Consider the following 20,710-nt stretch of genomic DNA (forward strand, 5'->3'; position numbering starts at 1 on the left):
GGGTGTTCCATGGCTTTCGACAACCGCCGCCTGGCCGATCTGGCCGCTCACGATGCCTTCCTCCAGCGCCACAACGGCCCGGCCGGCGCCGACGTGGACGGCATGCTCACCACCCTCGGCATGGAGAGCCTGCCCACGCTGATCGAGGCCACCGTGCCCGCCGGCATCCGGCTGGGGCGTGAGCTGGACCTGGATCCGCCGCAGAGCGAGGCCGAGGCCCTGGACTACCTGCAGCGCCTGGCCCGCCAGAACCGGGTCGTCAAGAGCTACATCGGCCAGGGCTACTACGACACCCACCTGCCGACGGTGATCCAGCGCAACGTGCTGGAGAACCCCGGCTGGTACACCGCCTATACGCCCTACCAGCCGGAGATCTCCCAGGGTCGTCTGGAGGGGCTGCTCAACTTCCAGCAGATGGTCATGGACCTCACCGGCATGGAGCTGGCCAACGCCTCGCTGCTCGACGAGGCCACCGCCGCCGCCGAGGCCATGGCGCTGTGCAAACGCGCCAACAAGAAGGCCAAGAGCGACACCTTCTTCGTCGCCGAGGACGTCTTCCCCCAGACCCTGGACGTGGTGCGCACCCGCGCCGCCTGGTTCGGCTTCGAGCTGGTGGTGGCCCCGGCCGAGGAACTCGCCGAGCATGAGGTCTTCGGTGCCCTGCTGCAGTACCCGGGCGACAGCGGGCAGGTCCGCGACCTGGCGCCGCTGATCGAGACCGCCCGCGAGCGCGGCGTGATGACCTGCGTGGTCGCCGATATCATGGGCCTGGTGCTGCTCAAGGAGCCGGGGGCCGTCGGCGCCGACATGGTGGTGGGCTCCTCGCAGCGCTTCGGCGTGCCCATGGGCTATGGCGGCCCGCATGCCGCCTTCTTCGCCACTACCGACAAGCTCAAGCGCTCGATCCCCGGCCGCATCATCGGCGTGTCCAAGGACAGCCGCGGCGCCACCGCGCTGCGCATGGCGATGCAGACCCGCGAGCAGCACATCCGCCGCGAGAAGGCGACCTCCAACATCTGCACCGCCCAGGCGCTGCTGGCCAACATCGCCGGCTTCTACGCCGTCTATCACGGCGCCGAGGGCCTGCGCACCATTGCCGGGCGCATTCACCGCCTGACCACGATCCTCGCCGCGGGGCTCAAGGCCAAGGGGGTCACCCTGGCCCACGACAGCTGGTTCGACACCCTGCGCCTGAGCGGCGTGGATGCCGGCAAGCTCCACGGCCGGGCCATGACCCACGACCTCAACTTGCGCTACTTCGCCAATGGCAACGTGGGGGTGAGCCTCGACGAGACCACCACTGCCCATGATGTGGATGTGCTGTTCGACGTGCTGCTCGGCGAGGAGCACGGCCTCTCGGTGCGCGAGCTCGACGACCGCGTGGTCGAGGCCGGCACCAGCGGCATCCCGGCGGCGTGCCGGCGCGAGTCAGACTTCCTGACCCACCCGACCTTCCGCCGCTACCACAGCGAGACGGAGATGCTGCGCTACCTCAAGCGCCTGGAGAACAAGGATCTGTCGCTGGCCCACGCCATGATCCCGCTGGGTTCGTGCACCATGAAGCTCAACGCCACCAGCGAGATGATGCCGATCACCTGGCCGGAATTCGCGCGCATCCATCCCTTCGCGCCCCGCGACCAGGTGGCCGGCTACCGGCAGATGATCGACGAGCTGGCCGCCTTCCTGGTGGAAATCACCGGCTACGACCACATCTCCATGCAGCCCAACTCCGGCGCCCAGGGCGAGTACGCCGGCCTGGTGGCGATCCGCCGCTATCAGGCCGCCGAGGGCGAGGGGCACCGCGACGTCTGCCTGATCCCGAGCTCGGCCCATGGCACCAACCCGGCTTCTGCCGCCATGGCGCGGATGAAGGTCGTGGTGGTGGAGTGCGACAGCGACGGCAATATCGACCTCGAGGACCTGCGCGCCAAGGCCGAGCAGCACGCCGATGTCCTCTCGGCGATCATGATCACCTACCCCTCCACCCACGGCGTCTTCGAGGCCGGTGTGCGCGAGGTGTGCAAGCTCGTCCACGACCACGGCGGCCAGGTCTACGTGGATGGCGCCAACATGAACGCCCAAGTGGGCCTCTCGCGTCCCGGCGACTTCGGCGGCGATGTCAGCCACCTCAACCTGCACAAGACCTTCTGCATTCCCCACGGCGGCGGCGGCCCGGGCATGGGGCCGATCGGGGTCAAGGCCCACCTGGCGCCCTTCGTCGCCAACCACGTGGTCACGCCACTGGAGGGTGTCGAGGCGAGTTGTGGTGCGGTCTCGGCCGCGCCCTACGGCTCGGCGTCGATCCTGCCGATCTCCTGGGCCTACATCAAGATGATGGGCGCCCGCGGCCTGCGCGAAGCCACCGAACTGGCCATCCTCAACGCCAACTACATCGCCCGGCGGCTCGAGAGCCACTACCCGGTGCTCTACAAGGGCCGCAACGGCACCGTGGCCCACGAGTGCATCATCGACATCCGCCCGCTCAAGGCCGCGTCCGGCATCAGCGAGGAGGACATCGCCAAGCGCCTGATGGACTACGGCTTCCACGCCCCGACCATGTCCTTCCCGGTGCCCGGCACGCTGATGATCGAGCCCACCGAATCGGAGTCGCGTTACGAGATCGATCGCTTCTGCGACGCCATGATCCGTATCCGCGAGGAGATTGCCTGCGTGCAGCGCGGCGACTGGCCGGCGGACGACAACCCCCTGGTCAATGCCCCGCACACCATGGCCGACCTGAGGGACGACGCCTGGGAACGCCCCTACTCCCGCGAACTCGGTGCCTTCCCCTGCGAGGCGGTCAAGGCCGCCAAATACTGGCCGGCGGTCAACCGGGTCGACAACGTCTTCGGCGACCGGCAGCTGATCTGCTCCTGCCCGAGCATCGACGAGTATCGTGATTGAAAGACGTGACTGATGGGCCTGCTGCATCAGGCCTCGTGGCGTTGCGGCCCCTCACCGAAGCCGAAGCGTTCGTGATGGCGCTGCTCGCGATAACCCTCGAGCAGCCGCACGTAGCGCCGTGGCATCTGCTCGCCGGTGCGCATGACCAGATGCAGGGACTCGTGGACCGGCTGGGGCAGGGAGAGCTCCTTGACCTGGCGCTGCCAGGGCGAGGTCTCCAGTACCACCCGTGAGACCACGGTGAAACCCAGCCTGCGCGCCACGGCATCCAGCACCATGCTCACCTCGTTGGTGAAGCCCTGGCGCGGGAAGTGGCTCATGGAGCGGAAGTCGGGAAAGTTGGCCCGCAGCAAAGCACCGGCATGATCCTCCCCGCCCGAGTAGCTGATGAAGCCGATCCCCATCAGGTCGACCAGGCCATTGCCGGCGAAGTCCGCCGGCACCACCAGGCAGAGCGGCTCCTGGTGCCAGGCCTCGCAGTCGAGGTCGGGATGACGCACGGCCTCGGTGATGATCCCCAGGTCATGACGACCACCCAGCACGTCGGCGACGATCTCGCTGTTGAAGGCGAAGCTGTAGCTCACCGTGAGACCGGGCTGCATCTGCTGCTGGCCAAGAATGAAGGGATAGAGCATCAGGCCGACACTGCCCGGCGAGGCGAGGCGGCACTCGCCGCTGTCCAGGCTGTCGTTGTCCAGGGAGTGTCGGAACTGTTCGTGTTCGGCGAACAGCTTGAGCGCGTAATCGTAGGCGCGTCGCCCGCTCTCGGTGAGGACGAAACGCCGCCCCTGGCGATCCAGCAGTGGCTTGCCGAGGTACTCCTCGAGCTTGCGCACGTGCTGGCTGACCCCGGGCTGGGTCATCTCCAGGCGGCGGGCGGTGCGCGTGAAGCTGCCGGTCTCGACCAGGGTGATGAAGGTACGGAAGTATCGGGCGTTGAACATGGGGCGTCACGTCGCGGGCAATGGCCGGGCAGCCCGGATTCTACCAGTTCGCCGTCAGGCCCGCAGCGATGCCCGCCCATGGCGCGGCGTGGTAGCATCCCAGGACGAGCAATGCGCCATGACGACAGGAAACGCCAAGGATGCCCGACACCATTTCCACCACCATCTCGCCGGAAGGCAGCCTCGAGATCCTCTCCCAGCAGGAAGTCGAGCGCCTCCACGACACCTCCAAGAGCGGCCTTCACGACCTGCTGCGCAACTGCTCGCTGGCGGTACTCAATTGCGGCAACTTGACCGATGATGGCCTGGCCCTGCTCGAGACCTACCGCGACTTCGACATCGAGGTGCTGCAGCAGGACCGCGGGGTGCGCCTCAAGATCACCAACGCCCCCGCCGAGGCCTTCGTCGACGGCAAGATGATTCGCGGCATCCGTGAGCACCTCTCCGCGGTGCTGCGCGACATCGTCTACGTCTACAACGAGATCCAGACCCGCCATCGCTTCGACCTGCAGACCGCCGTGGGCACCACCAACGCCGTCTTCCATATCCTGCGCAAGGCCGGGACCCTCAAGCCCGGACGCGACCCCAGCCTGGTCGTCTGCTGGGGCGGCCACTCGATCTCCCGCGAGGAGTACGACTACACCAAGTCCGTCGGCTACCACCTGGGACTACGCGAGCTGGACATCTGCACTGGTTGCGGTCCCGGCGCCATGAAGGGGCCCATGAAGGGTGCCAACGTGGCTCATGCCAAGCAGCGTCGCACCCAGGGGCGCTACCTGGGGGTCTCGGAACCCGGCATCATCGCCGCCGAAGCGCCCAACCCCATCGTCAACGAGCTGGTGGTGATGCCCGACATCGAGAAGCGCCTCGAGGCGTTCGTGCGGCTAGGGCACGGCATCATCGTCTTCCCGGGGGGCGTGGGCACTGCCGAGGAGATCCTCTACCTGCTGGGGATCTTGCTGCACCCGGACAATGCCGACATGGAGCTGCCGGTGATCCTCACCGGGCCCGCCAACTCTGCTGACTACTTCAAGCGCATCGACGAGTTTCTGGTCTACACCCTGGGCGAGGAGGTGCGCCAGCTCTACCGCATCGTCGTCGACGACGCCGTCGAGGTCGCCCGTACCATGCGCAAGAACATCGATGCGGTGACCGAGTATCGCCGCAGCCGCCAGGACGCCTTCTACTACAATTGGCGACTCACCGTGGCCCGGGACTTCCAGGAGCCCTTCGAGCCCACCCACGAGGCCATGGCCGGCCTGGCGCTCCACCGGGAGCAGCCGGTGCATGAGCTGGCCGCCAATCTACGCCGCGCCTTCTCGGGCATTGTCGCCGGCAACGTCAAGGAAAAGGGCATCCTCGCAATAGAGGCCCATGGCCCCTTCCGCCTGCACGCCGAACTGGCGCTGATGGCGCGCCTCGACGAGCTGCTGGCCTCCTTCGTCGACCAGGGTCGCATGAAGCTCACCGGGGACTATGTGCCCTGCTATACGCTCGGCTGAGCGCAAGGGGCAAGGTAGCTGGGGCCGAGTTCAGCGAGGCACCCTGACCCACAGCCACAGGGCATGCAGCAGCAGCCCCAATGTGGCGCCGTGGGAGACCAACAGCTCCCAGCCGAAGAAGTCGCTGGTCAGGGCGAGCCAGGCCGCCATCACCACCAGGCCCGCGCCCAGGCAGAGCCCCAGCCGACGCAGCAGCGCGGGGAGGCGCGAGCGCGCCTCCCCGGAGAGCAGCCGCCACTGCAGTACGCTCACCACGGCCACCACCGCCAGCGCCATCAGCATCAACGACAGGCGTGTGTCGTGCCCTGCGACCAGGTAGCGTGGCAGGGTCGCCAGCATCAGTATCCCGAGTCCCAGCAGCAGGCTGAGGCGCTCCGCTGTCGGCGTCGCGCCCACGTCAAGCCACCTTCAGCTGCTGGGCATCGATCCACTGCTCGACCCAGGGCAGGGCCTCGTCGTCCGCCATGAAGGTCTCCATGGCATCTACCTCGAGACGCTCACCGAGGCGCTGCGCCCCCTGCCCCTCGAGCAGCGCGTCAAGGTGGCGCCCGGCGCCACAGAAGGTCTCGCCGTAGGAGCTGTCGCCCAGGGCGATGAGGCCATAGCGAAGTCCCTCGAGACCGGGACTGCGTTCCTCGAGGTCGCGGGCGAAGGGCACGATGTTGCCGGGCAGGTCGCCGCTGCCGGTGGTCGAGACGCAGAACAGCGCCAGGTCGGTGGGCGAGCCGATGAGGTCGTCGAGGGTCGGCTGGTCGAAGATGGCCACCTCGTAGCCGGCCTCCTCGAACAGCGGCTTGACCTGCTCGGCGACGTCCAGGGCACCGCCATACATGGTTCCTACGAAGATCTTGAGCATGGGCATGTCATGGATTTACCTGAGAATTTCGCTCGGATATTAACACGAGGCTGCGGCATGGGGCCACGCCCTGGCACCTGCAGGCGACGCCAATGCCCGAGTATACTGGTCGGCTTTCCCCCGCGGCGTGCACGGAGACAACATGCAGCAGACCTTCGAGACCTGGATCACCCCGATCATGATCGGCGGCCTGATCCTCTTCATGTGTTTCATCATCTGGGACCTGGCGAAGAAGTCCCAGGCCGGCCGCTTCGGCACCATCATGCTGTTCGTGGTGCTGGGCGCCGGGATGCTGGGCTATGTCCTGAAGGTGGTGATCACCTGGATGCTGGAGAACGGCGGCGGCGTGTGACGACACGCCGAGCCCCTGGCCATGAAAAACGCCACTCCAAGGAGTGGCGTTTTTCATGCTTGGCATGAGTATCAGTGGGCCTCGCCACGGTACCCCTCGACCTGGCTCTTGAGCTTCTGGCCGGGCCGGAAAGTGACCACCCGCCGCGCGGAGATCGGGATCTCCTCGCCGGTCTTGGGGTTGCGGCCGGGTCGTTCACGCTTGTCACGCAGGTCGAAGTTGCCGAAGCCCGAGAGCTTGACCTGCTCGTTCTCGCGCAGGCAGCCGCGTATCTCCTCGAAGAAGGCCTCCACCATAAACTTGGCCTCGCGCTTGGAGAGGCCAAGCTCGGCGTGCAGATGTTCGGCCAGTTCCGCCTTGGTCAGCGCACCCATCTTGTCACACCCATCTTGTCACCCCCATGTTGTCGTCCTCATGGCGCTGGTCCTGCCGATCGACGAGACACTCGGGCCTCATGCGCGCAATTCCGCCCCCAGATGCTGACGCGACTCCGCGACGATGGCATCAACCAACTGATTGATTTCCTCGTCATTAAGCGTGCGTGATGGATGCTGCCAGGTCAAGCCCAGGGCTACGCTCTTGAGACCCTCGGGCACCCCCTTGCCCTGGTAGACATCGAACAGGTGTGACTCCACCAGCCACTCGCCGGCCTGGGCGCGGATGGTGTCGAGCAGCGACTGCACCGGCAGCCCCTCGTCGACCAGGAAGGCCAGGTCGCGGCGCACCTCGGGATGGCGCGACAGCGGCGTAAAGGCCGGCACCCGGCCCTGGGTCAGCGCATCGAGGCGCACCTCGAAGAGCAACGCATCGACCTTGAGGCCCAGCTTGGCACGTACCGCCGGGTGCAGGGTGCCGATCCAGCCGGCCTCCTCGCCGCGGTGCAGGATGCGCGCGCACTGACCCGGGTGCAGGGCCGGATGCTCGCCCGGCTCGAAGCGCCAGGCCTCGGGCTCGCCCAGGGCCAGCAGGCTCTCCAGGTCGCCCTTGAGGTCGAAGAAGTCAACCGGCTCCCTGCCCCCGGTCCAGCCCTCCGGCTCGCGAGGCCCGCAGACCAGCGCCCCGAGCATCGGGGTCTGGTGCAGGTGGTCGAGCTCGCCACGGAAGGTGAGGCCGGTCTCGAACAGTCGTACCCGGTCCTGCTGGCGATTGAGGTTATGCTGCAGGGCCCGCACCAGGCCGGGAAAGAGGCTCGCGCGCATCACCGAGAGGTCGCTGGAGATGGGGTTGGCCAGCGTCGGCGATACCGCCTCGGGATGCAGCACCTGCTGCAGCTCGGGGGCGACGAAGCTGTAGGTCACGGCCTCCTGGTAGCCACGCGCGACCATCTGGCGACGCAGCCGCGCCAGCGGCGTGTGCGCCTCGTGGGCCGGACGCAGGGCCAGGCGGACCTGGGGACGCCGCACCGGCAGGCGATTGTAACCGTGGATGCGCGCCACCTCCTCGATCAGGTCTTCCTCGATGGCGATGTCGAAGCGCCAGCTCGGAACCTGCACGCTCCAGCCCTGGTCGGAGACCTCGGCCACCAGGCCGAGGCGCTCGAGGATCTCGGTGACCTCGTCACGGGGCAGCGACTTGCCCAGTGCCTGCTCCAGTCGCGCCGCCCGCAGCGTCGCCTCGCGGCCGTCCGGCAGGTGCGGTTCGCTTGCCACCTCGACCAACGGCCCCGGCTCGCCACCGGTGATCGCCAGCAGCAGGACGGTGGCCCGCTCGGCGGCCTCGCGGGCGAGCGCCGGGTCGACACCGCGCTCGAAGCGGTGCGAGGCGTCGGTATGCAGACCATAGGAACGCGCCTGACCGGCGACCGCCAGCGGCGAGAAGAAGGCCGCCTCGAGGAAGATGTCGCGGGTCTCGGGGCTCACGCCGGAGTGCTCGCCGCCCATGATGCCGGCGATGGCCAGCGGGCCACGTTCGTCGGCGATGACCAGCGTGGCGCCATCCAGGGTGATCGCCTGGCCGTCGAGCAGCACCAGCTGCTCACCTTCGCGTGCCAGCCGCACGACCACGCTGCCGTGCAGGTTGGCGCGATCGAAGGCATGCAGGGGCTGGCCAAGCTCGAGCATCACGTAGTTGGTGACATCCACCACCGGATCGATGGCGCGAATGCCGCTGCGACGCAGCCGCTCGACCATCCACAGCGGGGTCTCGGCGGTGACGTCGACGCCCTTGATCAGGCGGCCGATGTAGCGCGGACAGCGCTCACCGTCCTCGACACGCACCGGGAAGGTCTCATCAAAGGTGGCGGCCACCGGGGTAAGGTCGGGCCCCTTGACGGCCAGCCGGTTGAGCACCCCGACCTCGCGGGCTAGCCCCTTGAGGCTCAGGCAGTCCCCGCGGTTCGGCGTCAGGTCCACCTCGATGGTGTGATCGTCGAGGCCCATGACGTCACGCAAGCCCTCGCCGATCGGCGCGCTGGCCGGCAACACGAGGATACCCGCGGAGGTCGTCTCCTCGAGGCCCAGCTCGGAGGCCGAGCAGATCATGCCGCGGGACTCGACGCCGCGCAGCTTGGCCTTCCTGATCGTGAAGTCGCCGGGCAGCACCGCACCGACCCGGGCGAAGGGGACCTTCTGCCCCACGGCCACATTGGGCGCCCCGCAGACCACCTGGACGGGCTCGCCGCTGCCGTCATCGACCCGACAGACATTGAGCTTGTCGGCATCGGGATGCGGCGCCTTGCCGATCACTTCCGCCACCACGACCTCGCTGAAGGCCGCGGCTACCGGTTCCACGGCATCGACTTCCAGGCCAGCCATGGTGATCTGGTCGGCCAGCGCCTGGGTGGAGAGCGCCGGCGAGACCCAGTCACGCAGCCACTGTTCGGAAAATTTCATGACGTATCCTGTGTTCTGCTTATCCGGTGGTCGATCAGGCGAACTGGCGCAGGAAGCGCAGATCGTTGTCGAAGAACAGCCGCAGGTCGTTGACGCCGTAGCGCAGCATGGCCAGGCGCTCGGCGCCCATGCCGAAGGCAAAGCCCGTATAGCGCTCGGCGTCGATGCCTGAGTGGCGGAACACCTCGGGATGCACCATCCCGCAGCCCATCACTTCCAGCCAGCCGCTATGGGAGCAGACTCGGCAGCCATCGCCACCACACATCACGCACTGGATATCGACTTCCGCCGAGGGCTCGGTGAAGGGGAAGTAGGAGGGCCGGAAGCGCACCGAGAGGTCATCACGCTCGAAGAAGGCGTGCAGGAAGTCCTGGATGGTGCCCTTGAGGTCGGCGAAGCTGACGTCTTCATCGACCAGCAACCCCTCGACCTGATGGAACATGGGGGTATGGGTCAGGTCGGAATCGCTACGGTAGACGCGCCCGGGACAGACGATACGGATCGGCGGCTCGGCCTCCTTCATGGTCCGCACCTGTACCGGCGAGGTATGGGTCCTCAGCAGCCGGGTGGCATCGAAGTAGAAGGTATCGGCCATGCCCCGCGCCGGGTGGTGCGCGGGGATATTGAGGGCCTCGAAGTTATGGTAGTCGTCCTCGATCTCGGGACCGACCGCCACGTCATAGCCGATGCGGGTGAAGAGCCCCTCGATGCGCTCCAGCGTCAGGGTCACCGGGTGCAGGCCGCCGCTGGGCTGGCCGCGTCCCGGCAGGGTCACGTCGAGGCGTTCGGCGGCCAGGCGCGCCTCGAGGGCCGCCTTCTCCAGCGCCTGACGCCGCTCGTCCAGTTCCTTGCCCAAGGCCTGCTTGGCCTGGTTGATGCGCTCGCCTGCGGCCGGGCGCTCCTCGGCAGCCAGCTTGCCGAGCCCCTTGAGCAGCGCGGTGATCTCGCCCTTCTTGCCGAGATAGCGGACGCGCAGTTCGTCCAGCGCGGCCAGGCTGTCGGCGGCGTGAATGGCGTCGCGGGCCTCGGCAACCAGAGTGGGAAGGTGATCCATCCGTTGAGCTCCGAAGTCTTTCCAAGAAGTCTTTCAAAAAAACAGGGGAAGAGCGGCTGCTCTTCCCCTGCGACGATCATGGTCCGGCGTCACGGCGAGAACCGCGGCCAGCCAAGGGTCGACGTCCCTTACTGGGCAGCCTTGGCCTTCTCGACGATGGCGGCAAAGGCAGCCTTCTCGTGAACGGCCAGATCGGCCAGCACCTTGCGGTCGATCTCGATACCGGCCTTCTTCAGGCCACCGACGAAGCGACTGTAGGACAGGCCGTGCTGACGGGCACCGGCATTGATGCGCTGGATCCACAGGGCGCGGAACTGGCGCTTGCGCTGGCGGCGGTCACGGTACGCGTACTGACCGGCCTTGATGACGGCCTGCTTGGCGACGCGAAAGACGCGTGAACGGGCACCGTAGTAGCCCTTGGCCTGCTTGAGAATCTTCTTGTGACGACGACGTGCGACGACACCACGCTTGACACGAGTCATGGCTTTCTCCTGACGTTAGAGGGGTTCACCCGGGGTGTTACAGGTTCGGCAGCATGCGCTGCACGAGCTGCTTGTCGGCGTCGTGGATCTGCTTCATCCCACGCAGATGACGCTTCCGCTTGGTGGACTTCTTGGTCAGGATGTGGCTGCGGAACGACTGCTTGTGCTTGAAGCCGTTGGCCGTCTTCTTGAAGCGCTTGGCAGCGCCGCTGTTGCTCTTGATCTTCGGCATGAGGTTAACTCCGCTCGAGGTTTCTTCAGAAAATCCGTGGCCAACGGAAGGCCTAGTCGCCTTCCGCCCGTTGAACTGGCCGTCGGATCACTTCTTCTCTTACTGCTTCTTCTTGGGGGCAATGATCATGATCATCTGGCGCCCTTCCATCTTGGGGAAGGACTCCACGCTCCCGATCTCCTCGAGATCGGCGGCGATCCGCTCCATCAGCTTGCGACCGATGTCCTGGTGCGCCATCTCGCGACCGCGGAAGCGCAGCGTGACCTTGCCCTTGTCGCCACCTTCGAGGAAGCGGATCAGGTTCTTCATCTTGACCTGATAGTCGCCCTCGTCGGTGCCAGGCCGGAATTTCACTTCCTTGACCTGGATCTGCTTCGTCTTCTTCTTCTGAGCAGACTTCTGCTTCTTCTGCTCGAAGACGAACTTGCCGTAATCCATGATCTTGCAGACGATCGGATCGGCGTTGGAAATCTGCACGAGGTCCATACCGGCCGCTTCGGCGCGCTCCAGCGCATCGCTGGTGGGCACAACGCCCATCTGCTCGCCGTCGCTGTCGATCAGGCGAACCTGATCCTCGGTAATCCGCTCATTCATGGGGGGGCGCTTGTCTTGGGCGCGCCCTCTGGGGTTGCTTCGCTTGATGGTTCCGTCTCCACTTCAGCTTGGGAAGATGTCGCTATTGCCGCTCGGCCCGAACACGGTCGATGAAGGCATCCACCCCCATCGTACCAAGATTCTCGCCGCTGCGCGTACGCACGGCCACCAAGTCGGACTCGACTTCCTTATCTCCCACCACCAGGAGATAGGGGACCTTCTGCAACGTATGCTCGCGGATTTTAAAGCCGATCTTCTCATTCCTCAAGTCCGACTTGACGCGCAGACCGACTTTCTGCAAACGCTCCACCAGCGATACGGCATAGTCGCGCTGCGCGTCGGTGATGGTCATGACCACCACCTGCTGGGGGGCCAGCCACAGCGGCATGGCGCCGGCATAGTGCTCGATGAGGATGCCGAGGAAGCGCTCGAAGGAGCCGAGGATTGCCCGATGCAGCATCACCGGCGTCTTGCGGACACCGTCCTCGTCGACGAACTGGGCCCCTAGCCGCCCCGGCAGGTTGAAGTCCAGCTGCAGGGTCCCGCACTGCCAGACCCGGTTGAGGCAGTCACGCAGCGAGAACTCGATCTTGGGTCCGTAGAAGGCGCCCTCGCCCGGCTGCAGCTCCCACTCGAGGCCGGTGGCGTCGAGCGCGGCCTCGAGCCCGGCTTCGGCACGGTCCCAGAGCGCCGGCTCGCCCATGAATCCCTCGGGGCGGGTGGAGAGCTTGAGCTCCACGTCATCGAAGCCGAGCTCCCGGTAGACCTTCATGGTCAGGGCGATGAAGGCCTCGGCCTCGGACTGGATCTGCCCCTCGGTGCAGAAGATATGCGCATCGTCCTGGGTGAAGCCGCGCACCCGCATCAGGCCGTGCAGGGCACCGGAGGGCTCGTTGCGGTGACAGCTGCCGAACTCGGCCAGGCGCAGCGGCAAGTCACGGTAACTCTTCAGGCCCTGGTTGAACACCTGCACGTGGCAGGGACAGTTCATCGGCTTGACGGCGTAGTCGCGCTTCTCCGACTCGGTGGTGAACATCATGTCGCTGTAGTGGCCCCAGTGACCGGAGGCCTTCCACAGCGAAAGATCGACGATCTGCGGCGTCTTGATCTCCTGGTAGCCGTTATCGTTCTGCACCCGGCGCATGTACTGTTCCAGGGCCTGGTAGATGGTCCAGCCGTTAGGGTGCCAGAAGACCATGCCCGGCGCCTCTTCCTGGAGGTGGAACAGATCCATCTTCTTCGCCAGCTTGCGATGGTCGCGCTTCTCGGCCTCCTCGAGCCGCTTGAGATAGGCCTTGAGCTGCTTCTTGTCGGGCCAGGCCGTACCGTAGATGCGCGTCAGCATCGGGTTCTCGGCGTTGCCGCGCCAGTAGGCACCGGCCAGCTTGGTCAGCTTGAACGCCTTCAGGTGCCGGGTGTTGGGCACGTGAGGCCCCCGGCACATGTCCACATATTCCTCGTGATGGTAGAGACGGATGGTCTGCCCTTCGGGAATCTCGCGGACGATCTCCTGCTTGTAGGGCTCCTCACGATGCAGGAAGGTCAGCATCGCCTGGTCGCGGTCGACGTACTCGCGCACCACGTCATACTCGTGATCGATCAGCGCCTTCATGCGGACCTCGATCGCCTCGAGATCCTCCGGGGTCACCGAACGCCCGAAGTCGACGTCGTAGTAGAAGCCATCCTCGATCACCGGGCCGATGGCCATCCTGGCACCGGGATAGAGCTGCTTGACGGCATGGCCGATCAGGTGGGCACAGGAGTGGCGGATGACCTCCAGGCCGTCAGGATCGCGGCCGGTGAGGATCGCCACCTCGGCGTCGCGGTCGATGACATCGGCGGCGTCTACCGCCACACCATCGATCTTGCCGGCCACGCAGGCCTTGGCGAGGCCGGGGCCGATGCTCTCGGCCAGCTGCATCACGGTGAGGGGGGCGTCGAAGGATCTCTGACTGCCGTCGGGCAGGGTCACGATGGGCATGAAGGGTTCCTTGTGCGCAGTGGTGATCCATACCAGGGATCACGTGTCGCCAGAAGAATGGTCGTGGAAAAAGCGACGCCTAGCCTAGCAGACGCACACCCTGAGGCGCCATGGCGGAACACGGCGCCCGACACGGGAGAAGGCGCCCGGAGGCGCCTTCTCTCGATCTACCGTCGGCCTCAGGACACGCCCGGGGCCATGGGTCGGGTCAGGGCAGGATCACTCCCACTCGCCCAGTTCCACGCGACGGTTCTCGGCACGACCCGCATCGGTATCGTTGCTGGCCACCGGCTGGGATTCACCGTAGCCGGTCGTCTGCATGCGGTTCGGCCGGACACCCTGGCTGGCCAGATAGTCGGCCACGGAGTCGGCACGACGCTGGGACAGCTGCTGGTTGTAGGCCTCGCTGCCCATGGAGTCGGTATGACCCTCGATGCGCACGCGGACGTTCTGGTTAGCACGCAGCTTCCCGGCCACGTCTTCGAGAATCTGCTCGGCGCCCATGGTCAGGATCGCGGAATCGAACTCGAAGTTGACGTCACGCAGGACCAGGTCCTCTTCGCAGCCCAGGGCGTTGACCTCGGCACCGGCCGGGGTACCCGGGCACTGATCCTGATAGTCCGGCACGCCGTCGCTGTCGGAATCCAGCGGGCAGCCCACGGCATCCACGGCTACGCCGGCCGGGGTTCCAGGACACTGGTCATCGGCATCGATGACGCCGTCGCCGTCGGTATCGCGCGGCGCCGGCGCGACCGGTGCCGGCGAGGTGTCGGCACACAGCATGGCACCGATAGTGGCACCGGCGGTGGTACCGATGGCAGCACCAGTGTCCTCATCGGAATCGCCGCTTGACGCGTAGCCAATGCCACCGCCGATCAGGCCGCCGGCCAGGCCACAGACGGCCGGGTGCTGGTACCAGGCCCGATCGGACGATACGCCGGCAGCGTCACTGGATTGGGAAGCAGAGCTGGCACAGCCGGACAGGCCGACCACCAGCGCGGAACCGAGCAACAAGCCAGTCGTAGATTTTTTCATGTAAGACTCCTTCTTCTTGACGTCATCCCGGCGTGACAGGCAAATGCCTTCATTACCCGGGGTTCCGAGGAATGACCCGAAGGAAGCGGCCCCCGACCCGCTTCCTGCACTTACCAAGAAAGCACGGAAGTGCCTTCTCGGCCAGTCCGGTCCTCCGATGGCCGTGGCCAACAGCCATATATCAACCATCTACGAGATACGACAAGCATGCAGCAGAGACCGGGAGGTTGCAATCTAAGGATGGTGCACGACCGCACGAAACCTCGGCCCGTCACAAACGCGGGCGGTTGGCGAGCATCACTCAGTGCAGGCTGCCCGGCCAGCCGCGGCGAAACTCCATCACCGCTGCCGCCGCCTTGAGCACCGGCTCGCGGAACTCCTCCTCCACGGCCAGGCGCTCGCGATCCTCTTGGAAGCGATCGCGGGAATTGAGCGCCTGGCGCGCGGAATGGGTATGCAGGTGGCGGGTGCGGCGATGCACCTCGTCGAAGGCCCGGAAATCGGGGCGCTCGGTCAGCTTCTGGTCGAGGATCTCCAGCAGCACCTTGCAGCGCCAACTACCCTCGGTGATATCGACCTGCTCCTGTACCAGCGCCGCGGCGACCATCTCGAGATTCTCCAGGCAATTCCGATGGGCGCGCTGCAGTTCCTCCTCTCGGAAGTCCTTGCGTCGCTGCACCTCCTTCCAGAGGGTGTAGGCGTAAGCCCCGAGGCCGGCGATGATGGCCAGGGCCAGGCCGAGAAGTATCAGTGCCAGGGTATTGGTCATGGGCATGTCCCGGTATTTTCGTGGCAGGTAGCAGCATTCTACACGTCGGCGCCTGCCTCTCGAAACGGTGGCCATGCCGGACACCGTTGCCCTTGTACGATGCGTGCAGCTTACGTAGTTTCTCGTCCCCTCTCATCTCGGCAAGGAGCGATGATGTCCACCACCGATGACTCTAACGGCAAGCCCTCGACGCCTCCCCTCTCCGTGCGCATCGGCCTGTGGCTAGGCCCCCTCTGGGTGCTGATGACCCTGTTACTGCCCGCCCCGGCCGGTATGGCCGAACCGGCCTGGGCCTGCGTGGGCCTCGCTCTGCTGATGGCCACCTGGTGGTCCACCGAAGCGATCCCGATTCCCGCCACCTCGCTGCTGCCGTTGGCACTGGTGCCGGCGCTGGGGATCGGCGGCATCAGCGAGACGGCCGCGAGCTATGCCAACCCGATCATCTATCTGTTCCTCGGCGGCTTCCTGCTCGGCATCGCCATGCAGCGCTGGAACCTGCATCGACGCATCGCCCTGCACGTGCTGCGAGTGGTCGGCCACCAGCCTCGCCAGCAGATCGGCGGCTTCATGCTGGCCACGGGCTTTCTCAGCATGTGGGTGTCCAACACGGCCACTGCCATCATGATGCTGCCGATCGGCATGTCGGTGGTCAGCCTGCTGAACGACAGCGACCCCGAAGAACTGCTCCGCTACGCCACGGCCCTGCTGCTGGCCATCGCCTACTCCGCCAGCATCGGCGGCGTGGCCACCCTGATCGGCACGCCGCCCAATGCCCTGCTGGCCGGCTACCTGGCCGAGGACCGCGGCATCGATATCGGCTTTGCCCAGTGGATGATGATCGGCCTGCCGATCAGTGCCGCCATGATGGCCTGCGCCTGGTGGTGGCTGACCCGTCGCGGCTTCGCCCTGGACGCCGGTGAGGACAGTGCCGGCATGGTCCGCGACGAGCTGGCCAAGCTCGGCCGGACCAGCCCCGCCGAGCGCCGCGTGGGCATCGTCTTCCTGTTAGCCGCGGTGACCTGGATGCTGCGCCCTCTGCTCAATGACGCGGGACTCGACTGGCTCTCCGACACGGGCATCGCCATCATCGCCGGCATTTCGCTCTTCCTGGTGCCATCCGGCCGCGAGCCCGGCGTGCGGCTGATGGACTGGGACGCGGCGCGCGAGCTGCCCTGGGGCATCCTGCTGCTGTTCGGTGGTGGCCTGGCCCTGGCCGGCTCGATCAGTCGCTCGGGCCTGGCGGAGTGGATCGCCGGGCAGCTCGGCGTGTTCGGCACCTTCCCGCTGCTGGCGATGGTCGGCGTGGTGGTGCTGGTGATCATCTTCCTCACCGAGCTGACCTCCAATACCGCCACCGCCGCCGCCTTCCTGCCGCTGCTCGGGGCGCTGGCCCTGTCGCTGGACATCTCGCCGCTGCTGATCACGGTGCCGGCCGCCATCGCCGCCAGCTGCGCCTTCATGATGCCAGTGGCCACGCCCCCCAACGCGATCGTCTTCGCCACCGGCCACATGAAGATCCAGTCGATGATCCGTGCCGGCTTCATGCTCAACCTGATCAGCACGGTACTGGTGACCCTGATGGCCTACTTCCTGATCATCACGCTCTGGTGATCTGACGACGACCATGACGCAACGAGCCCGGCCAAATGGCCGGGCTCGTTGCGTCGGGAGACGAGACCTCAGGCAGCCAGCATCCAGGCGGCGCCATAGTGATCCAGCAGCAGCACGCCAAAGACGCCCAGGATGTAGCGGATGGAAAACCAGAAGGCCGCCAGCGGGGCCTGCGGATCATGGCCGCGCCAGACCCGCCAGTTCCACACCATGAAGCGCAGGTTGAGCGCCATCACCCCCACCAGGTAGAGCGTCCCGCTCATGTCGATGGTGAAGGGCAGCAGGGTCACCGCCACGGTCAGCCAGCCATATAGCCACACCTGCAATCGCGTGAAGGCCTCGCCATGGGTGACCGGCAGCATTGGCACCCCGGCTCGGGCATACTCGTCGCGCTTGTGGATGGCCAGCGCCCAGAAGTGCGGCGGCGTCCAGGCGAAGATGATCAACATCAGCAGCAGCGGCTCGGGGCCCAGCTGGCCGGTGACCGCCGTCCAACCCAGCAGCGGCGGCGCGGCCCCGGCCACCCCGCCGATGACGATATTCTGCGGCGTGGCATGCTTGAGGAAGGCGGTATAGATGAGCGCATAGCCGATCAGCGAGCCCAGGGTCAGCCAGGCCGTCAACAGGTTGACCTGCCAGGCCAGCAACCCGATGCCGCAGGCCGAGAGCAGCGTCGCCCAGACCAGGGCCAGCGACGTGGGCATGCGCTGGGTCGCCAGCGGTCGTCGGGCGGTGCGCAGCATCAGCGCATCCAGGCGGCGGTCGACCACATGGTTGAAGGCCGCGGCCCCACCGGCGGCCAGCCCGATACCGATCAGGCCAAAGACCACGGCCCCGGGATCTGGCAGCGGTGCGGCCAGTAGCATGCCGACCAGGGTACAGACCAGCATCACCGCCACCACCCGGGGCTTGCACAGCGTATAGAGGTCTCGCCAACCCCAGCCGGCGAGATGGCCGACCGGCGCACGCTCCATCATGACGTCAGACATGAGCCAACTCCTCTTTCGTTGCAGTTTTCCGGGCGCCCGCCGGCTCGACCGCCGTCGGGACCGTCGACCAACGCCAGTGCCACAGGGCCAGGGCCATGGCCACCACCAGCAGCACTGCACCGGCGGTGTGCAGCAGGGCCAGCCACAAGGGCAGCCAGGCCAGCACGTTGGCGATGCCGATCGCCACCTGAATGCCATAGGCCCCGCCCAGCAATGCCAGCCAGGGACGCATCTCCGCCGCTCGCCGATGGCGCCAGGCGAGCAGCAGCAGGCTCAGGCCGAGGGCCAGCGCGCCAAGCCGGTGCCCGACCTGGATGGCACTGCGCGCCTCGGCATGCAACTGGCCATGCAGGTAGTTGGGGCCCACCGTCTGGGTCAGGTGGAAGCCCTCGCTCCAGTCCATCGCCGGCCACCACTGGCCGTTGCAGGTGGGAAAGCCCTGGCAGGCGATCCCGGCATAGTTGCTCGAGGTCCAGCCGCCCAGCGCCAGCTGCCCCACCAGCAATAGCACGGCCAGCCCCCACAGCGGCGTCAGGCGCCGGCGTGGTGCCCCCCTGCCCACGCCGGACGAGAACCGGCGCAGCCGCAGATGCAGCCACAGGAACAGCAGCATCACCGTCAGGCCCCCCAGCAGGTGCAGGGTCACCACCTGCGGCCATAGCTTGAGGGTCACCGTGAAGGCCCCGAACGCGCCCTGCAGCAGGATCACCGCCAGCAGCGCCAGGCTGATGGACCAGGGATAGCCCGCTTCCCGGCGCCACCGCGCGCCCAGCACCACCAGGGCGATGACCAGCAGCCCCAGGGTCGAGGCCAGATAGCGGTGCACCATCTCCACCCAGGCCTTGGCGGACTCCAGCGGCACCTCGGGGGAATGCGCCAGGGCGCGTTCGGCATCCGGTACCACCAGGGCCCCGTAGCACCCCGGCCAGTCGGGACACCCGAGGCCGGCATCCACCAGCCGCGTCCAGGCCCCCACCAGTACCACCACGGCGGTGAAGACCCCGCCTGCCAGGCTCAGCCCCACCAGCCATCGACGGCGGCTGTCATCGCCTGCTGCCCACGCGCTACTCGCCATCGGCGCCGCCCCCCACCACGCTCGAGGCGTGGTCGAACCGCGCCATGGGGGGCTCGGGGTTCATGCGCAGCAGGCGTCGCAGGTCATCGAGCACGTCAGCGGTCGCGACCTCCGGGGCATAACCGAGCACGGGTCGACCCTCGGGGTCGAGGATCCAGAGGCGATGGGGGGAGCGCCAGTCGGTCTCGCCCGTCCACTGCGCCAGGGCCGCGCCGGGAAGCGGCTCGCCGCCTCCGCCGATGCGCAGGCGGCTGACCCGGTCGGCCTCGCGACCCAGGGCGCGATGCAGGCGCCACCAGCGATCGGCATTGGCGTCACACGCCTGGGGGCAGTCGAAGACCAGCCACCAGTCGCTCTCTCCTTGCTTCTCCACGGGCGTCAGCGGCCACTGCGACAGGAGGGGCAGCGAGGGTTGCAACTCGCCATGGGCGGTGCGTCCTTCGGGAATCCCGATGCGCCACTCCACCATGCCCCAGGCGACGGCCACCGGCAGGGCGAAGATTGCGAAGAAAGCCAACAGCTTGAGGCGCTGACGTCCGGCATGAGTCATCGGGGAATCTCCTTGCGCGGGATGGACACCGTGTCGGGGCGGCGTGCCTGGCGCCTCGCCCCCACCAGCATGATCACCAGGGCGGCCAGGGCCAGCCCCCACCATTGAAAGGCATAGCCCAGGTGGCGCTCCGGCGGCACTACGCTTGGCTGCCACCAGGACTCGAGATGGCCCGGCCCCTGCTCGAGGTGCAGCCAGCCTGGATGCGCGAAGGCCGACTCCAGCTCCCAGGCCGCGAGGTCGATGCGTTGCAGGCGGCTGCCCTCCCGATTGGGGCCGAACAGTGGTGCCGCCTCGCCGGCCGTCTGCCAACGGCCCTCCAGGGTGACCACGCCACCGGGCGTCTCGACCCTCGGGTCGTTTCGGGTCGGGCCGGTCGCCAGGAAACCCCGCTGGACCAGCCAGATGCGCCCATTGACGTCGCGAAACGGCGTCAGGGGCGCCACCCCGAGGCGCCCCCCATGGATGCGGTTGTCGAGGAACAGGGTCTGCTCGGCAAGGTATTCGCCCTGCAGGACCAGCTGCGCACCGGTTGGCGGAGCCGCCGACGGGGCCTCGATCCGCGGTGCGGCCGCCAGGCGAGCCAGATAGTCGCGCTTGTCGGCGGCACGCTCCCACTGCCATAGTCCGAGTGCGAGGCCCAGCACCACCAGGCAGGTCCAGAACCCCCACCAGCCCATCCGACGGGCCGCTGAAGGGCCGCGATGCGCGCCGGATACCGACCCTTTCTTGGAGCCGTGAATGTTTCTCAAGATATTGATAGCCCTTGTCTTTCTGGCGATGGTCATGAGCCTGGCCGTGGGTGCCGGTTTCCTGGTCCGCGACGGCAGCCGCTCACGGCGCGTGCTGATCTCCCTCAAGATCCGTGTGGCCCTGGCCGTCCTGCTGCTCGTCCTGCTTGGCTACGGCTTCACCCAGGGCAGCCTCGGCGGCTGACCAGGAGGGTAGC

General features: G+C 66.8%; 21 protein-coding genes. 5 read left to right on the top strand and 16 right to left on the bottom strand.

From position 1 onward, the window contains the following. Positions 1-9 precede the first annotated feature (9 nt). Entirely contained in the window at positions 10-2,904 is a 2,895-nt protein-coding gene (gene gcvP, locus OP497_RS01175; RefSeq protein ID WP_280545946.1) for an aminomethyl-transferring glycine dehydrogenase, read from the top strand. A 26-nt stretch (positions 2,905-2,930) separates the two neighbouring features. Here gcvP and OP497_RS01180 read toward each other — a convergent pair whose 3' ends face one another. Next, entirely contained in the window at positions 2,931-3,848 is a 918-nt protein-coding gene (locus OP497_RS01180; RefSeq protein ID WP_280545947.1) for a LysR family transcriptional regulator, read from the bottom strand. A gap of 140 nt (positions 3,849-3,988) precedes the next feature. Here OP497_RS01180 and ppnN point away from each other — a divergent pair, with 140 nt between their 5' ends. Beyond that, the gene (gene ppnN / locus OP497_RS01185) at positions 3,989-5,350 is read left to right on the top strand and encodes a nucleotide 5'-monophosphate nucleosidase PpnN (RefSeq protein WP_280545949.1); all 1,362 of its coding nucleotides are present in this window, start codon (positions 3,989-3,991) and stop codon (positions 5,348-5,350) included. 30 nt (positions 5,351-5,380) lie between these two features. Here ppnN and OP497_RS01190 read toward each other — a convergent pair whose 3' ends face one another. Continuing rightward, a complete protein-coding gene (locus tag OP497_RS01190) occupies positions 5,381-5,746 on the bottom strand; it encodes a hypothetical protein (RefSeq protein ID WP_280545950.1) in 366 nt (121 codons plus the stop codon). A gap of 1 nt (position 5,747) precedes the next feature. Further along, entirely contained in the window at positions 5,748-6,212 is a 465-nt protein-coding gene (locus OP497_RS01195; protein ID WP_280545952.1) for a flavodoxin, read from the bottom strand. A gap of 136 nt (positions 6,213-6,348) precedes the next feature. On the opposite strand from OP497_RS01195, the gene OP497_RS01200 reads away from it, so the two are divergent. Continuing rightward, on the top strand, positions 6,349-6,558 hold the full coding sequence (locus tag OP497_RS01200; protein ID WP_280545953.1) for a DUF2788 domain-containing protein: 210 nt from the start codon (positions 6,349-6,351) through the stop codon (positions 6,556-6,558). A 71-nt stretch (positions 6,559-6,629) separates the two neighbouring features. Here the strand turns inward: OP497_RS01200 and ihfA are convergent, their stop codons facing one another. From ihfA to OP497_RS01245, 9 genes are all read right to left on the bottom strand, one after another. Then, positions 6,630-6,932 carry an integration host factor subunit alpha gene (gene ihfA / locus OP497_RS01205; RefSeq protein WP_280545955.1) on the bottom strand — a complete coding sequence of 101 codons (303 nt, stop codon included), beginning with the start codon at positions 6,930-6,932 and terminating at the stop codon, positions 6,630-6,632. A gap of 78 nt (positions 6,933-7,010) precedes the next feature. Then, positions 7,011-9,389, bottom strand: coding sequence for a phenylalanine--tRNA ligase subunit beta (gene pheT / locus OP497_RS01210; protein WP_280545956.1), 2,379 nt, complete (start codon positions 9,387-9,389; stop codon positions 7,011-7,013). Positions 9,390-9,423: 34 nt separating this feature from the next. Further along, positions 9,424-10,443, bottom strand: a complete 1,020-nt coding sequence (gene pheS / locus OP497_RS01215) for a phenylalanine--tRNA ligase subunit alpha (protein ID WP_280545957.1) — start codon at positions 10,441-10,443, stop codon at positions 9,424-9,426. A 128-nt stretch (positions 10,444-10,571) separates the two neighbouring features. Further along, positions 10,572-10,925, bottom strand: a complete 354-nt coding sequence (gene rplT, locus OP497_RS01220; protein ID WP_021817421.1) for a 50S ribosomal protein L20 — start codon at positions 10,923-10,925, stop codon at positions 10,572-10,574. A 37-nt stretch (positions 10,926-10,962) separates the two neighbouring features. After that, entirely contained in the window at positions 10,963-11,157 is a 195-nt protein-coding gene (gene rpmI / locus OP497_RS01225; RefSeq protein WP_280545960.1) for a 50S ribosomal protein L35, read from the bottom strand. A gap of 99 nt (positions 11,158-11,256) precedes the next feature. Further along, entirely contained in the window at positions 11,257-11,799 is a 543-nt protein-coding gene (gene infC, locus OP497_RS01230; protein ID WP_280546026.1) for a translation initiation factor IF-3, read from the bottom strand. Between the two features lie 34 nt (positions 11,800-11,833). After that, complete coding sequence (gene thrS, locus OP497_RS01235; RefSeq protein ID WP_280545961.1) at positions 11,834-13,732, bottom strand: threonine--tRNA ligase; 1,899 nt, start codon at positions 13,730-13,732, stop codon at positions 11,834-11,836. A 219-nt stretch (positions 13,733-13,951) separates the two neighbouring features. Next, a complete protein-coding gene (locus OP497_RS01240) occupies positions 13,952-14,767 on the bottom strand; it encodes an OmpA family protein (protein ID WP_280545962.1) in 816 nt (271 codons plus the stop codon). A 301-nt stretch (positions 14,768-15,068) separates the two neighbouring features. Further along, complete coding sequence (locus OP497_RS01245; RefSeq protein WP_280545963.1) at positions 15,069-15,536, bottom strand: DUF2489 domain-containing protein; 468 nt, start codon at positions 15,534-15,536, stop codon at positions 15,069-15,071. Positions 15,537-15,689: 153 nt separating this feature from the next. Here OP497_RS01245 and OP497_RS01250 point away from each other — a divergent pair, with 153 nt between their 5' ends. Beyond that, positions 15,690-17,147 carry an SLC13 family permease gene (locus OP497_RS01250; RefSeq protein ID WP_280545964.1) on the top strand — a complete coding sequence of 486 codons (1,458 nt, stop codon included), beginning with the start codon at positions 15,690-15,692 and terminating at the stop codon, positions 17,145-17,147. A gap of 68 nt (positions 17,148-17,215) precedes the next feature. Here the strand turns inward: OP497_RS01250 and OP497_RS01255 are convergent, their stop codons facing one another. The 4 genes from OP497_RS01255 to OP497_RS01270 are packed head-to-tail and all read right to left on the bottom strand — an operon-like array spanning position 17,216 to position 20,441. Further along, positions 17,216-18,136, bottom strand: coding sequence for a heme o synthase (locus OP497_RS01255; RefSeq protein WP_280545965.1), 921 nt, complete (start codon positions 18,134-18,136; stop codon positions 17,216-17,218). After that, positions 18,129-19,211, bottom strand: coding sequence for a COX15/CtaA family protein (locus OP497_RS01260; protein ID WP_280545967.1), 1,083 nt, complete (start codon positions 19,209-19,211; stop codon positions 18,129-18,131). The genes OP497_RS01255 and OP497_RS01260 overlap by 8 nt, the downstream gene beginning before the upstream one ends. Next, positions 19,201-19,761: a hypothetical protein gene (locus tag OP497_RS01265; protein WP_280545968.1), complete on the bottom strand. Its 561-nt coding sequence runs from the start codon at positions 19,759-19,761 to the stop codon at positions 19,201-19,203. The genes OP497_RS01260 and OP497_RS01265 overlap by 11 nt, the downstream gene beginning before the upstream one ends. Further along, a complete protein-coding gene (locus OP497_RS01270; RefSeq protein WP_280545969.1) occupies positions 19,758-20,441 on the bottom strand; it encodes an SURF1 family protein in 684 nt (227 codons plus the stop codon). The genes OP497_RS01265 and OP497_RS01270 overlap by 4 nt, the downstream gene beginning before the upstream one ends. A gap of 61 nt (positions 20,442-20,502) precedes the next feature. Between OP497_RS01270 and OP497_RS01275 the strand changes: the two genes are divergently transcribed. Beyond that, positions 20,503-20,697, top strand: coding sequence for a DUF2909 family protein (locus OP497_RS01275; protein ID WP_280545973.1), 195 nt, complete (start codon positions 20,503-20,505; stop codon positions 20,695-20,697). Positions 20,698-20,710: the final 13 nt, after the last annotated feature.

Source organism: Halomonas sp. 11-S5 (genome assembly GCF_029889825.1).
In the GTDB taxonomy this organism is placed as follows: domain Bacteria; phylum Pseudomonadota; class Gammaproteobacteria; order Pseudomonadales; family Halomonadaceae; genus Halomonas.

What these genes read in the sequence shown, in the direction of transcription:
- gcvP (WP_280545946.1), top strand. Translation starts at nt 10, where the DNA reads ATGGCTTTCGACAACCGCCGCCTGGCCGATCTGGCCGCTCACGATGCC.
- OP497_RS01180 (WP_280545947.1), bottom strand. Translation starts at nt 3,848, where the DNA reads ATGTTCAACGCCCGATACTTCCGTACCTTCATCACCCTGGTCGAGACC.
- ppnN (WP_280545949.1), top strand. Translation starts at nt 3,989, where the DNA reads ATGCCCGACACCATTTCCACCACCATCTCGCCGGAAGGCAGCCTCGAG.
- OP497_RS01195 (WP_280545952.1), bottom strand. Translation starts at nt 6,212, where the DNA reads ATGCCCATGCTCAAGATCTTCGTAGGAACCATGTATGGCGGTGCCCTG.
- OP497_RS01200 (WP_280545953.1), top strand. Translation starts at nt 6,349, where the DNA reads ATGCAGCAGACCTTCGAGACCTGGATCACCCCGATCATGATCGGCGGC.
- ihfA (WP_280545955.1), bottom strand. Translation starts at nt 6,932, where the DNA reads ATGGGTGCGCTGACCAAGGCGGAACTGGCCGAACATCTGCACGCCGAG.
- pheT (WP_280545956.1), bottom strand. Translation starts at nt 9,389, where the DNA reads ATGAAATTTTCCGAACAGTGGCTGCGTGACTGGGTCTCGCCGGCGCTC.
- pheS (WP_280545957.1), bottom strand. Translation starts at nt 10,443, where the DNA reads ATGGATCACCTTCCCACTCTGGTTGCCGAGGCCCGCGACGCCATTCAC.
- rplT (WP_021817421.1), bottom strand. Translation starts at nt 10,925, where the DNA reads ATGACTCGTGTCAAGCGTGGTGTCGTCGCACGTCGTCGTCACAAGAAG.
- rpmI (WP_280545960.1), bottom strand. Translation starts at nt 11,157, where the DNA reads ATGCCGAAGATCAAGAGCAACAGCGGCGCTGCCAAGCGCTTCAAGAAG.
- thrS (WP_280545961.1), bottom strand. Translation starts at nt 13,732, where the DNA reads ATGCCCATCGTGACCCTGCCCGACGGCAGTCAGAGATCCTTCGACGCC.
- OP497_RS01240 (WP_280545962.1), bottom strand. Translation starts at nt 14,767, where the DNA reads ATGAAAAAATCTACGACTGGCTTGTTGCTCGGTTCCGCGCTGGTGGTC.
- OP497_RS01245 (WP_280545963.1), bottom strand. Translation starts at nt 15,536, where the DNA reads ATGACCAATACCCTGGCACTGATACTTCTCGGCCTGGCCCTGGCCATC.
- OP497_RS01250 (WP_280545964.1), top strand. Translation starts at nt 15,690, where the DNA reads ATGTCCACCACCGATGACTCTAACGGCAAGCCCTCGACGCCTCCCCTC.
- OP497_RS01255 (WP_280545965.1), bottom strand. Translation starts at nt 18,136, where the DNA reads ATGTCTGACGTCATGATGGAGCGTGCGCCGGTCGGCCATCTCGCCGGC.
- OP497_RS01260 (WP_280545967.1), bottom strand. Translation starts at nt 19,211, where the DNA reads ATGGCGAGTAGCGCGTGGGCAGCAGGCGATGACAGCCGCCGTCGATGG.
- OP497_RS01265 (WP_280545968.1), bottom strand. Translation starts at nt 19,761, where the DNA reads ATGACTCATGCCGGACGTCAGCGCCTCAAGCTGTTGGCTTTCTTCGCA.
- OP497_RS01270 (WP_280545969.1), bottom strand. Translation starts at nt 20,441, where the DNA reads ATGGGCTGGTGGGGGTTCTGGACCTGCCTGGTGGTGCTGGGCCTCGCA.
- OP497_RS01275 (WP_280545973.1), top strand. Translation starts at nt 20,503, where the DNA reads ATGTTTCTCAAGATATTGATAGCCCTTGTCTTTCTGGCGATGGTCATG.